Raw genomic sequence first — 12478 nt, forward strand, 5'->3', positions numbered from 1 at the left:
GTGCCCGGCGGCCGGAGCAGGCGGGCGCGCTGCGCGCCGCCCTGCTCGCCCTCGCCGACCAGGACCCGCTGCTGCGCGTCCGCCCGGCGGACGGCGGCGCCACCTCGGTACTGCTCCACGGCGAGGTGCAGAAGGAGGTCGTGGCGGAGACGCTGCGCGAGGTGTACGGCGTGGAGGCGGTGTTCGCGCCGAGCCGGGTGGTGTGCGTGGAACGGCCCACCGGGGTCGGTGAGGCGTGCCACGAGATCGCCGGGCGCCGGCACATCGGGCCGTGGGCGACCGTCGGGCTGCGGGTCGAGCCCGCGGCCCCCGGCTCCGGCCCGGCGTTCGCGTACGAGACGGAGCTGGGTGCCCTGCCGCACGGTTTCCACCAGGCCGTCGAGGAGACCGCGCTGGCGACGCTGGGCCGCGGGCCGCGGGGCTGGGCGGTGACCGACTGCCGGGTGGTGATGGTCCGTTCCGGTTTCGTCGGCCCCAAGAGCACCGCGGGGCATTTCCGCGAGGTGACCGCTTCGGTGCTGCGCGAGGCCCTGCGGCGGGCCGGGACCCGGGTGTACGAGCCGTACCACGCGTTCGAGGCGGAGATCCCGCTCGACGCGCTCGCCGCCGTCACCGCCCGGCTGACCGCCCTCGGCGCCGAGCTGGACGGTACCGAGGGCGGACGCTCCTCCTGGCTGCTGACCGGTGTGCTGCCGGCCCGTCAGGTCCAGGCGTTCCAGCGGCGGCTGCCCGGCCTGACCGGGGGGACCGGTTCCTGGACGTCCCATCCGGCGGGCCACCGGGCGGTGCCCGGGACGGCGGAGGACGCCGGGGAGTGAGGCGGCGGGGGCGCCCGGCCGGCCTACCTCTCCGTTCCCCCGAGGAGCGCGGTGGCCGTGGCGACCAGTTCCGTGTCGGTGTCCCCGGCCCGGTGGGCGGCGATACCGGAGCGGAACAGCGCCGCGCCCTCGACCAGCATCGTGAACACCCCGGCCCGCGCCCGGCGGACGGCCTCGGGGAGGCCGGGATCGCGGGCGCCGAGGAAGCGGGCGACATGGTCCTGGTAGTCGCGGTAGAAGGCGCGCAGCACCTCCGCGACGGACTCGTCCCGGCCCGCCAGCGCCCACAACTCGGCGTACACCCGTACCAGTCGCGGGTCCTCGTGCTCGGCGAGCAGGGCGCGGACCAGCCCCTCGGTGTCCGGCGGGGTGTGTGCCGCGGCGCCCTCGAACAGCGGGGCCAGCCTGTCGAGCGAACGGTCGAGGGCGCGGTGCAGTACGGCGGCGACCAGGTCGGTACGGGAGGGGAAGTAGTACTGGAGGTGGCCGAGGCGGGTCTGTGCCGCGGCGGCCACGGACCGCAGGGTCAGCTCGCCGTACCCGGACTCGAAGAGGATCTTCTCGGCGGCGTCCAGGAGCGCGGCCCGCCGCCGGGCGCCCTTGCTCGTGGTCGCGGCGCGCTTCCCCCCGCCGGAGGTCTCCCCGCTCATGCCGCCCGCTCCCCGGTGTGCGCGGCGCGCACGGTCAGGCCGACGCCGAGCGCGGCCAGGTCCCCGGGGACGGCGCTCGGGCACGGGAGCTGTTCGGGGAAGGCCACCCCGCGCGGTGCGGGGGCGCCGTCCTCGCCGCGCACCCGGCGCAGCGCCAGCAGCGCGCCCACCGCGGTGAGGTGGGACTGCCCCGCGGGATCGGTGACGGTCGCGGAGAGCGTGCCGTCCTCGTGGGTGACGTCGACGCGGAGCCGGGCGGTGCCGCCCTCGCCCGGGGCATACAGCAGTCCCCGGCGGGCGGGGGTGAAGCGGTCGCCGCGTCCCCAGCGGAAGAAGCCGAGCCGCTTGGCGGCGAGCAGGGCCGTGGTGGACAGCGGCGAGCTGAACCCGATGCGGGTGGTCGCGGTGGTGGTGCCGAGGGTGAGCGGGAGGGTGAACTGCTCGGGGGTGTCGATCCGGGCGACCCGGGTGGGCGGGCCGTCCCCGACGGCGACGCGGCCAACGTCGCTCAGCGGCATGACGGTCCGCCGCCGTCCGTCGCGTACCACCTCGAAGTCCAGTCCGAGGCGGTCCATGAACTCCACCGAGTCGGCGCCCGCGCGGTCGTCCAGGTCCCAGCGGACCGCCACGTCGACGGTGCCGGCACCGCCCAGCCGGTCGCCGAGGTACGCCGCGACCAGGCTGGTCACCCCGCCCATCCACGCCGAGGACAGCAGGACCGGGGAGACGGGGGCGGCCAGCGCCGCGACGGTCGCGGCGCGTTGGAGCCGCGCGGTCCACCGGGTGATGTCCACGTACGGGACGCCGCCGCGCAGCGCGGCGCGCAGCACCCGGTCGTCGGGGTCGTTGGCGACCGAGGCCACCGCGCTCACCCGGGCCCGGAAGGGCGCCGGGTGCGCCAGGTCCCAGGCGCGCAGTTCCGCCCCCGTCTCCTCGGCCAGCCGCTGCCCGCGCCCCGGCGTACGCCCGGTGAGCAGCAGCGGCCACGAGACGGCCGCCATCCGCGCCAACTCCTCACCGACCGTGCCATATCCGCCGACGAGGAGCACGGGCCCGTCGGCGTCGAAGGTGATCTCATCGTCCATGCGTGAAATATAGGTCATGCGACCTAGAAATGTCCGTGGGATTCCGCCCGGGGGCGGGGACGTGCGGGAGGACGGGCTCCGGGGGCCTGCCCCTCTTGGCGACGGCGAGGCGACGGCGGCACCGGCAGGCACCGAACGGCCGGCGCAGGGCAGAACGTCATGAAAAGGCAGGGGCCCACGCACCCCGGCGCCGACCCCGCCCCGGTGGGCGCCGGCCGCATGGGGGGCGGTCGGCGTCCGCGCGGATCAACAGGTGACGATCTTGCCGTACGAGCCGATGTACCACTTCCACACCCGTGACTCACCGTTCACGTAGGTCCAGCACTCGGCGTCGGGGCCGTTGTTGATGACGAGCTTCAGATGCATGACCTTGCCGCAGTTGTTGCGGACGGTCACCTGCTTCTTCTGCTTGATGACGTCCCGTACGACGCATGCCGGGGCGGTGCCCTGGATGCGGACGTCCGGCGCGGGGGCGGCGGCCGCGGGGACGGCCGGGAGGGCGAGGGCGCCGCCGAGGGCGAGGACGGTCACGGTGAGCGTGAGCCGCCCGCGCGAGGTGTTCCTCATGGTCCGAAGTCCTTCCGCCGGAGGGCGGAACCCGTGCCCGCCCCTCGCCGCCGAGAGTGGCGGCAGGACGCCGAACCGGCAAGGGGCAGCGCCGGATCGACGACCGGCGGGGACGTTTCCTCCCGCGGCCTGCGCGGACACCGGCGGCCATGGGACGCCTCGGGACGGGGAACATGCCGAGAGGCCCCGTACTCACCGAGCACGGGGCCTCTCTCCGGAGCGCCCGGCAGGCCTTGCACCTACATTTCCCACCGGCAGGTGGGCGTCTTTCCTTGGACCACGGACGCGTGACTCCCGTGCCGTGCACCGGAGTTACGTACATGATCATACATGCTCCGGAGCCCCTCCCGCACCACGCGGCCGCACCGCCCCGTACGCCTCGTCCTCCCGTCCTACCCCCGTGACCGGCGTACGGCGTCGAGGGGCAGCGCGTACCCCACATGTCCCGCCCGGCCGGTGACGGTGGTGGCCATGAACAGCGAGTTGTAGATCGCCTCCTCCGCCGCGTCCAGGGCCGCCTCGAAGAGAGGGGACATCGCGTCGGCCGGCAGGCTCGTCTCCAGACCGCCCCCGCCCAGGGAGGTGGTGGAGAACGCGACACCGTAGTCACCGCTGCCATTGCTGAAGACCGACCCGGTGCGGGCCATGGCGAACACGGCGCGGGCCGCGAGCCGTTCCAGGGGGCGGGCGGCGAGCGGCGCGTCGGTGGCGACGACGAGCACGCACGAGCCGTCGGGAGAGGGCTCCGGGGCGCCGGGCGGGCCGTCGACCGGGACGCCGTCGACGCGCAGGGCCCCGCCGTAGTTGGTCTGGGCGAGGACGCCCACGGTGTGCCCCCGCGGCGTCACCCGGGACGAGGTGCCGATGCCGCCCTTCCAGCCGAAGCACAGGGTGCCGGTGCCCGCGCCGACCGTCCCCTCCGCGACCGGGCCGGGCCGGGCGGCGGCGAGGGCTTCGAGGACGTGGTGCTCCCGGACGTGCCGGCCGCGGATGTCGTTGAGGTGCCCGTCGTTGGTCTCGCCGACGAGGGCGTTGACCGAGCGGACGTCCTCGTTGCCGGGGTGCCGCAGGGTCCAGGTCACCGCGCCCTCGATGCCCTGGGCGACACCGAGGGTGTTGGTGAGGACGATCGGGGTCTCGATGGTGCCCAGTTCGGCGACCTGGGTGGCCCCGGCGAGCTTGCCGAAGCCGTTGCCGACGCACACCCCGCCCGCGACCTTGTCCCGGAACAGATTGCCCGGATGGGGGCGGATCGCCGTCACCCCGGTGGCGGTGCCCTGCCCGTCCAGCAGGGTGACCTGGCCGACCAGTACCCCGGGGACGTCGGTGAGGGCGTTGCCGGGCCCGGTAGGGAGGGTGCCCGGCGCGATGCCGAGGTCCCGGGCCCGGCAGCGGGCCCCGTGCGGGCCGGTCGCGTCGTCCGTCATCGCGTGCTCCTTGCGTTCGGTCCGTTCCGGCCCGGCGGGACGCCGGTGCCCCGGGCAGGGTCACATGCCGCGCGAAGGGGCCCGCCGCCGGGGCCCGTACGCGCCGTCAGGCACCGCGGGCCCGGCCGAACCGGGTGCCCCACGCGTGGAGGCGTTCCAGCAGCTCGGGCGGGTGGAGGACGCGGAAGTCGGCGTCGGCCATGCCCAGGGCCATGACGGGCCAGTCCAGGGAGTCGGTCGTCATCCGCATCCGGCAGTGCTCGGCGTCCACCTCCTCGATCGTCGTCCAGCGGCCGATCCGTTCGCGTACGGCCGCGGCCGGGGCGTCGATCAGCGCCTCGACCCGGTAGGGGCGCGGCAGGTTCTCCAGGGCGGCGCGGAGGAATTCCGCGGCGTCGGCGGCGGGCAGTTCGCGGGGCAGGAAGCGGGCGCCCGAACCGTTCGGGGCGGTGATCCGGTCGGCGCGGAAGCTGCGCCAGTCGTGCCGGCCGAGGTCGTAGGCGACGAGGTACCAGCGGCGGCCGGAGCACACCAGGCGGTGCGGTTCGACCTCGCGTGCCGTGCGCCGGCCGTCGGCGGCGGTGTAGGAGAAGCGGAGGCGTTCGCCGTCCCGGCAGGCCAGTGCGACGGTGGTGAGCACCTCCGGGTCGATGCCCGCCGTGTCCGGGCGTCCCCAGCCGGCGGGCACGGTCATCGCGCGCAGCGCCTCGACCTGGCGCCGCAGCCGCGCGGGCATCACCCGTACGACCTTGGCCAGTACCCGGACCGAGGATTCGGCGATGCCCTCCACGGCGCCCTGGGCGGCGGTCTGGAGTCCGACGACCAGGGCGACCGCCTCGTCGTCGTCGATGACCAGCGGCGGGAGTGCCGCGCCGGCGGCGAGCTGGTAGCCGCCGGTGGCGCCGCGCTGTGCCTCGACCGGATAGCCGAGGTCCCGCAGCCGGTCGATGTCCCGGCGCAGGGTGCGGACGGAGATCCCCAGCCGTCCGGCGAGTTCGGTGCCCGGCCAGTACCGGTGGGTCTGGAGCAGGGACAGCAGATGCAGCGTCCGGGTGCTGGTGTTCGCCATGCCTCGATTCTGTTCCCGTTCAGGTCAGAAAGTGACCGCTATGACTTCTAGCGTGATTCTCGTCCGACCGAACAGCACCACATGGAAGGCCGATACATGTCCGTCGACGCACCCACCCCCAGTGCCCACCCCGTCACCGGCGAACGGGCCGACCTGCTGGAGACGCTGGGCAAGCACCGGTCCCTGCTGCGCCACACCACCCGGGACCTCACCGACGAGCAGGCGGCGCGCCGGACCACCGTCAGCGAACTGTGCCTGGGCGGCCTGATCAAGCACCTCACCTCCGCCGAGCAGACCTGGTCGGCGTTCCTCGTCGAGGGCCCGTCGGCGATAGGTGACCTCACCACCCTCACCGAGGACGTCCGCGCCCGGTGGGCCGAAGGGTTCCGGATGCAGCCGGGCGAGACCCTGGCCGGTCTGCTGGCCGCGTACGAGGAGACGGCCCGCCGCACCGACGAACTGATCGCCGGCCTGCCCGACCTGGACGCGGACCAGCCGCTGCCGAAGCGGCCGTGGTTCGAGCCCGGTGCCCGGTGGTCGGCCCGCCGGGTGGTGCTGCACCTCATCGCCGAGACCTCCCAGCACGCCGGCCACGCCGACATCCTCCGCGAGGCCCTGGACGGCGCCAAGAGCATGGCCTGACGGGCACCCTCGGGGCGGCCGCGCCAACCGGCCGCCCCGGCCCCCTCCGAGGCGTGCTGCTACGGTACGGGCCCGTAACGCTCATTGTGTGAATGTGGGGTCCTATGTTCTCCCTCCCGCTGCGGGACGGCGCCCTCCTCCGTCCGCTGGAGGTGTGGCACGCCGAGGAGTTCGCCGCCCACATGGAGCGGGCGCGCGAGCACATCCGGCCGTGGGTCGGCGCGACGTTCGTCACCGACGACCTCGACGGGGCGCGGGCCACCCTGCGCCGGTACGCCGAGCGCCAGGCCGCGGACGGCTCCCGCCTCTACGGCATCTGGCGCGACGGCGTACTGGTCGGCGGTGTGATGTTCGTGAGCTTCGACGCCGTCTCGGGAACCTGCGAGATCGGCTGCTGGCTGGAGCCGTCCGCCCAGGGCGGCGGCCTGGTCACCGACGCCTGCCGCACCTTGCTGGACTGGGCGTTCACCACCCGGGGCATGCACCGCGCCGAGTGGCACTGCCGCGCCGACAACGCCCCCAGCTCCGCCGTGGCCCGGCGGCTCGGCATGGTGCTGGAGGGCGTCCGGCGCGAGTCCTGGCCCTACGAGGGCGTCCGCCACGACACCCAGATATGGGCCGTCCTCGCCCCGGACCGGCCGGCCGCGCGCTGACCGGGACCTGCCGGGGGATGTATGCGTCCGGTCAGCCGGCGCTCCGGGCACGCTCGTAGAGCGGCTCGGTGATCGCGGACGTGAACTGCGGTCCGACGAGATGCCGGACGCAGCCCGGGGCCTCCTGTTCGCACTCGGTGCCGGAGGCGTCGAGGAAGGCTCCCGTCGTGTTGTCCCCCACGACCGTGCCGATGCCGGTCCTCGGGTCGAGGTCGGCGATGCGCGGACCGCCGCTGGCGCCGCCGCCCATCACGCAGGCGGTACCCCACTCCCCCGCCGGTACGGGCCGTTCGGCGGAGCCGTGGTACTCGCGGGGCTTTCCGGCGCAGTACGCGAGCCGGGCGCCGGTGTACTCGGGCAGGCCCTCCCGCGCCGGGTCGGCGGCGGCCCTCGGGTAGCCGAACTGATGGGCCTCGCGGTCACCGGGCCGGTCGAAGCCGATGCGCTGGGCGGCTTTGGCGACGTCCTGCACCCGGCGCCCCTGGTCGTCGGTGTGGAGGACCACGAACGCCTGGTCGTAGGCCCCGTACCGGGGGTCCTGCGCGTCGTAGCGCAGCCAGGTGGCGTCGGCGACGCCCGTGCGGCCGACGAACTTCCCGAGGGGCGCCTTTCCGTCGCGGTAACCGGGGACGAACATCACATGGGTCGTCCACTGGTTGTCCTCCCCCAGCAGATTGCTGTTGTTGACGCAGTGGCCGGCGGTGACGACGGTGCTGCGGTTGGCGCTGTCGACCACGGTGGCGGTGCAGCTGGCGTCCTCACCGTGGTCGGTGAAGAAGAGCCTGCCCACGGTCCGGCCGACGGCGTCCGGCCCGGCCCACGGGGCGCCGTCCGGCCCGCTCTTGGGCGGATTGCCGGACGACGGTTCCGTGAGGGCGGCCATCCGCTGCGGGGTCCAGTAGTCGAGTACTGCCTGCCGCTGTGCGGCGGTGGCGGCCTGGGCGTGGGTGGCCACCCCGCCCGAGGTGCCGGTGGGGGCCCGGTGGGCCGGCGCGGCCGAGGCCGGCGCCGGCAGGGTGAGGCCCGCCACCAGCACGGCCGCGCCCAGCACGGCCCGCCTTCCCGTGCGCCCGGCGGTCCGGTCCCGGTGGCCGCGTGCGCGGCCGGAGTTGTTCGTCATGCGCGGGAGGCTAGGGAAGAGACGTCAGGATTCTGTCAGCGGACCGTCAAGCCGCCGTGGTCCGGTCCCTCCCGTCCCCACAGGCGTCCCCCGCCGCTCGCGCGGGCAGCGGCGCCGGATCGTCCAGCCAGCTGTCCAGCGGGACGCGGCAGGAGTTGAGCACCCCGGCGACCAGGACGTAGGTCCCGGTCAGGGCGATCAGTTCGAGGATGCCGCGGTCGTCGTGACGGTCGGACAGCCGCCGCCAGGTCTCCTCCGAGACGGCATGGTCGCCGCACAGCTCGTCCACGGCCCGCAGCAGCGCGCCGTCGGCGTCGCTCCACCCGGGGTGGCCGGGACCGGCGGGGACGCGGGCGATCTCGTCGTCGCCCAGTCCGGCGACGGCCCCGAGGAGGACGTGGTGCCCCCACTCGTAGCGCGAGCGGGTGAGGAAGGCGACGCGCAGGACGGCGAGTTCGCGGTCGCGGGCGGTGAGCCGGCCCGCCGCGAGGCGGCCGAGCAGGGGCAGCAGGGCCGCCAGCAGATCGGGGTCGTGGGCGACGGTGGCCAGGATGTTGAGGGCCGGCCGGCCCGCCAGGGGGCCGGTGTCATCGTTGCCCAGCATCTGCCGGGCCGGGCCGTCGAGCCGGCCGGCCAGCGCGCGGAGGGCGTCCTGGGGCAGCGGGGCGATACGGGGGAGGGTGTCGTGGCGTCCGGGCATGGTGTCCTCGCGGTGCTTCAGTGGGCGTAGTGGTGCATCTGTGCCATCAGTTCCCGCTCGTCCGGTGTGCCGTCGTCGTTGAGTTCGCGGTAGACGGCCCCGATGTTGAGCACCAGCCGTTCGGCGTCAGCGAGTTCGGCGAAGCCGTCCAGGTCCATCTCCTGGGCGGCACGCAGCACCGGCACGCCCCGGCCGTGGGCGCGGGTGGCGTGGTCGAGCACCCGCTGGAGGTAGTCGCGGAAACGGCGGACCTCCGGTTTGCCGACGACGGGACCGTGGCCGGGCACGATGATCTCGGCGTCGAGGGCGAGAATCCGGTCGCAGGCGGCGAGCCAGTTCGCCATCGGGCCGGTGTGGACGACCGGATGGCCGCCGATGAACAGCATGTCGCCGGTGAACAGCACACCGACGTCCGGCACATGCACCAGAACGTCCCCCTCGGTGTGCGCGGGGCCGACCTCGATCAGCCGTACGGCGCGCTTCCCCACCGTCACCTCCAGCTCGCCGGTGAAGGTGCGGTGCGGGTACGTGGGGGTGATGCCGGTGAAGTCGAAGGTGCGCACCATCGTGGCGACGACCGGCGGGAGCGGGGTCGTGCCGGGGTCGGCGAGCAGGGTGTGCAGCTGTTCCCGGCGCATGGCCGCGGCGGCGGCCTCCGAGGCGATGATCGTGGCGCCGTCAAGCGTCTGGTTGCCCCACCAGTGGTCACCGTCGCTGTGGCTGTTGACCACGGTGCCGAGGGTGACGTCGGGCAGTGTGCGCGCCACCGTGTCGAGCAGTTCGCGGGTCTGCGGGACGGTGAAGAGGGTGTCGACCAGCAGCCCTTCCGTACCGGAGACGACCAGCCCGGCGTTGCTCCAGCCCCATGAGCCGTCCGGTTGCAGATAGGCGTGGGTGGATGGGGCGATCTCGTGCAGACCCAGGGTGTAGGGCACGGTCATGACGACTCCTCACTAGGTGTACTCAAGTACAACTTGTACTCCGATACACATCCGGATTCAAGTACACTTCCGTGGTGACCTCGACGACACCGCAGGACCGGCGCGAACGCCGCCGGCAAGAAGTCCGGGACCGGCTGCTGACGGCCGCCCTGGAGCTGTTCGCCACCCGCGGCTACACGGCGACCACCGTCGACCACATCGCCGCCCGCGCCGACGTCGGACGCCAGACCGCGTTCAACCACTTCCGCCGCAAGGAGGAGTTCGTGGTCGCCTGGGTCCAGCGGCGGCACCGCCACCTCGACCGGCAGGACGCGGCGGAAACCTCACGCTCGTCCGCGAAGACGCTGGAATCCCAGCTGCGCGCGCTCGCCGAGTTCAACGAACGGGAGTACGCGCTCGCCAAGGAGCTGTACGACAGCGGGGTGCTGCACAGCGCGTTCGCCTCGGGCGCCCCCGCGCCGCGCGCCTTCACCGCGGCCGTCGCCCGCGGCCAGGAACGCGGCGAGTTCCGCGAGGACGCGGACGCCGCACTGGTCGCCGAGACCGTCTTCGACCTCTATGTGACCGGCCTGGGCCGCTGGCTCAAGGCCGACGCCGCCCACCCGCTCGCCGACTTCCTCACCACACGGCTCGACCTCGTCCTCACCGGCCTCACCACGTCGAGGGCGCCGCAGGCCCCGGCGCGCTGACGGCGGGCGGTCGCGGCACGGCGGAGGGACGTGCGTACGGGGCGGGGCGTGCGTACGGGGCGGGACTTGCGGGAGCGTACGCGGCCGATCGGCGCGAGTGGCGGAGGCGCCACAGGGCCACGCCCCGCTACCCCCGCGCCGTCTCCCCCGCGGTCCCCTCCAGTTCCCGTTCGCTCGCCGCGACGGCCGCCGCCTCCGCGGTCATGTCCAGGTTGCGGGTGAGGACGTAGTAGAGGCCGCCGCCGACCAGGAGACCCGGGACGAAGGACAGGTCGGCGCCGCCCAGGGCGCGGGTGACCGGGCCGGTGTAGAAGGAGGTGGCGAAGAACGGGATCATCGCGGCGAAGCCCGCGGCGTAGGCGGTGATGCCGCGCCAGGACCAGCGGCCGTAGATGCCGTCCGGGTCGAAGATCGCGGTGACGGCGTAGTGGCCGCGCCGGACCCCGTAGAAGTCGACGAGGTTGACGGCCGTCCAGGGGATGAGGAAGTAGAGCATCATCAGCACGAAGGTGTTGAAGCTCTCCAGGTAGTTCTCGGGCAGCAGCATCGCCACGGTGAAGACGATCAGGCCGATGACGGTGATGCCGGCGACGCGGACGCGCACGGTGGGGGTGACGGTGCGGAAGGCGTCCACGGCGCTCGTGGTGGTGAGCATCGCGCCGTACGCGTTGACGGCCATGATGCCGATCAGCGCCACCGAGGAGATCACCACGGCGAAGGTGCCGAAGCCGGGCCAGATCGCGTTGCCGACCTGGCGGACACCGCTGATCGCGTCCGGGTGCGGCAGGGCCGAGGCGAGCAGGGCGCCGAGCGACATCAGCCAGGCCGCGGAGCCCGCCGCGCCCGCGTACGTCCACCAGATGACCTTGCGGGCGGAGACGTCGCGGGGCAGATAGCGGGAGTAGTCCGAGACGTAGACGGCGTAGCTGATCTGGTAGCCGGCGGCGGCCGAGAAGACGACGAGGAAGGAGGTCCACGAGCCGTGGGCGGCGGCGGAGGCGGATGCGGCCGACGGGTCGAGCCGGACGAGCGCGCCGACGGTCAGGACACCGAAGACGGCCATCAGGACGTACGTCAGCCAGCGTTGCACCAGATGCAGCAGATCGTGGCCGACCACGGCGAGGACCAGGGCGAGGCCGATGATCAGGACGTACCAGAGGGTGGTGCCGCCGGGGAAGACGGTGCGCAGGCCCTGGGCGGCGAGGACGACGTTGAAGACGTTGAAGCCGACATAGACGAAGACGACGGCGGCGAACGGGACGATGGCGCCGCGGATGCCGAACTGGGCGCGCGACTGGATCATCTGCGGCAGGCCCATCCGCGGGCCCTGGTTGGCGTGGAAGGCCATGAAGAAGGTGCCGAAGCAGGCGCCGAGGACGACGGCGGCGACGGACGGCAGCAGGCCCAGGCCGAGCGAGGGGCCGAGGAAGCCGGTGACCATCGTGGTCAGCACGAAGTTGCCGGTGAACCAGAAGGGGCCCTGGTGCCACACCTTGCCGTGGCGTTCGCGGGCGGGGACGTAGTCGATGGAACGGACCTCGATCATCCGGGCCGTCCGCCCCTCCTGGGTGCCTTCTGCGGCCGCCGTGGGCTGCACATTTCCTCCTCGGGGCGCGGTCGGTCCTGCGGTGAGGTGACCGTAGGCGTGCCGCCCACCGGACTCGATCGCCCGATCGGCGATGCGTCACCCGGATGATGGACACTGTGTCCATGCCCTTGCGTCTTGCGGATCTGCTGGCCCTGCCCGGTCTGGGTCTCGCGGCGGCCTACGACCTGCCGGCCGCCCTGCGCGACCGTGCCGTCGAGGCCGCGACCGTCTCCGACCTGCTGCGGCCGGGCGGCTGGTTGGAGGGCGGCGAGCTGCTGATGACCATCGGCCTGCTGCTGCCGGAGGACCCCGGCGGCTGCCGGGCGTACGTCGAGGACGTCGCGGAGGGCGGGGCCGCCTGCCTGGCCCTCGGGCTGGGGCAGGACCTGCCGTACCAGGAGGCGCCGCGGGCGCTGGTGGACGCGGCCCGCGCGGTGGGGCTGCCGCTGCTGACGGTGCCGGACGAGGTGCCGTTCATCGCCGTCACCAAGGCGGTGTTCGCCGCGCGGGCCGACGAGCAGCGCGAGGT

General features: G+C 73.8%; 13 protein-coding genes and 1 pseudogene. 5 read left to right on the forward strand and 9 right to left on the reverse strand.

All coding sequences use genetic code 11. The features are described from left to right. Positions 1-818 (forward strand): annotated as a pseudogene (locus tag AC51EU_RS19850) (GTP-binding protein); the annotation flags it as partial. Between the two features lie 23 nt (positions 819-841). On the opposite strand, the gene AC51EU_RS19855 reads toward AC51EU_RS19850, so the two are convergent. The 5 genes from AC51EU_RS19855 to AC51EU_RS19875 form a co-directional block, all read right to left on the reverse strand. Next, entirely contained in the window at positions 842-1468 is a 627-nt protein-coding gene (locus tag AC51EU_RS19855) for a TetR/AcrR family transcriptional regulator (protein WP_496268347.1), read from the reverse strand. Next, positions 1465-2553, reverse strand: coding sequence for a saccharopine dehydrogenase family protein (locus tag AC51EU_RS19860; protein WP_496268348.1), 1089 nt, complete (start codon positions 2551-2553; stop codon positions 1465-1467). The genes AC51EU_RS19855 and AC51EU_RS19860 overlap by 4 nt, the downstream gene beginning before the upstream one ends. Positions 2554-2799: 246 nt before the next feature. Next, positions 2800-3120 (reverse strand): alpha-amylase inhibitor, encoded by a 321-nt coding sequence (locus tag AC51EU_RS19865; RefSeq protein ID WP_496268349.1) that lies wholly within the window; start codon positions 3118-3120, stop codon positions 2800-2802. Positions 3121-3512: 392 nt separating this feature from the next. Continuing rightward, positions 3513-4547 (reverse strand): P1 family peptidase, encoded by a 1035-nt coding sequence (locus AC51EU_RS19870; protein ID WP_496268350.1) that lies wholly within the window; start codon positions 4545-4547, stop codon positions 3513-3515. 106 nt (positions 4548-4653) lie between these two features. Then, positions 4654-5616, reverse strand: coding sequence for a helix-turn-helix transcriptional regulator (locus AC51EU_RS19875; RefSeq protein WP_496268351.1), 963 nt, complete (start codon positions 5614-5616; stop codon positions 4654-4656). 96 nt (positions 5617-5712) lie between these two features. On the opposite strand from AC51EU_RS19875, the gene AC51EU_RS19880 reads away from it, so the two are divergent. Then, positions 5713-6258 (forward strand): DinB family protein, encoded by a 546-nt coding sequence (locus tag AC51EU_RS19880; RefSeq protein ID WP_496268352.1) that lies wholly within the window; start codon positions 5713-5715, stop codon positions 6256-6258. Between the two features lie 104 nt (positions 6259-6362). Further along, a complete protein-coding gene (locus tag AC51EU_RS19885; RefSeq protein ID WP_496268353.1) occupies positions 6363-6911 on the forward strand; it encodes a GNAT family N-acetyltransferase in 549 nt (182 codons plus the stop codon). 31 nt (positions 6912-6942) lie between these two features. Here the strand turns inward: AC51EU_RS19885 and AC51EU_RS19890 are convergent, their stop codons facing one another. The 3 genes from AC51EU_RS19890 to AC51EU_RS19900 are packed head-to-tail and all read right to left on the reverse strand — an operon-like array spanning position 6943 to position 9672. After that, positions 6943-8031 carry a trypsin-like serine peptidase gene (locus tag AC51EU_RS19890; RefSeq protein ID WP_496268354.1) on the reverse strand — a complete coding sequence of 363 codons (1089 nt, stop codon included), beginning with the start codon at positions 8029-8031 and terminating at the stop codon, positions 6943-6945. A 46-nt stretch (positions 8032-8077) separates the two neighbouring features. Then, complete coding sequence (locus AC51EU_RS19895) at positions 8078-8731, reverse strand: carboxymuconolactone decarboxylase family protein (protein ID WP_496268355.1); 654 nt, start codon at positions 8729-8731, stop codon at positions 8078-8080. Between the two features lie 17 nt (positions 8732-8748). Beyond that, the gene (locus tag AC51EU_RS19900; protein ID WP_496268356.1) at positions 8749-9672 is read right to left on the reverse strand and encodes an MBL fold metallo-hydrolase; all 924 of its coding nucleotides are present in this window, start codon (positions 9670-9672) and stop codon (positions 8749-8751) included. 74 nt (positions 9673-9746) lie between these two features. Between AC51EU_RS19900 and AC51EU_RS19905 the strand changes: the two genes are divergently transcribed. After that, entirely contained in the window at positions 9747-10361 is a 615-nt protein-coding gene (locus AC51EU_RS19905; RefSeq protein WP_496268357.1) for a TetR/AcrR family transcriptional regulator, read from the forward strand. Between the two features lie 127 nt (positions 10362-10488). Here the strand turns inward: AC51EU_RS19905 and AC51EU_RS19910 are convergent, their stop codons facing one another. Next, positions 10489-11958, reverse strand: coding sequence for a purine-cytosine permease family protein (locus AC51EU_RS19910; RefSeq protein WP_496268358.1), 1470 nt, complete (start codon positions 11956-11958; stop codon positions 10489-10491). A gap of 113 nt (positions 11959-12071) precedes the next feature. On the opposite strand from AC51EU_RS19910, the gene AC51EU_RS19915 reads away from it, so the two are divergent. Continuing rightward, on the forward strand, positions 12072-12478 hold a 407-nt coding region (locus AC51EU_RS19915; RefSeq protein ID WP_496268359.1), incomplete at its 3' end, for a PucR family transcriptional regulator ligand-binding domain-containing protein.

The sequence above is a fragment of the Candidatus Streptomyces philanthi genome, from assembly GCF_059553635.1.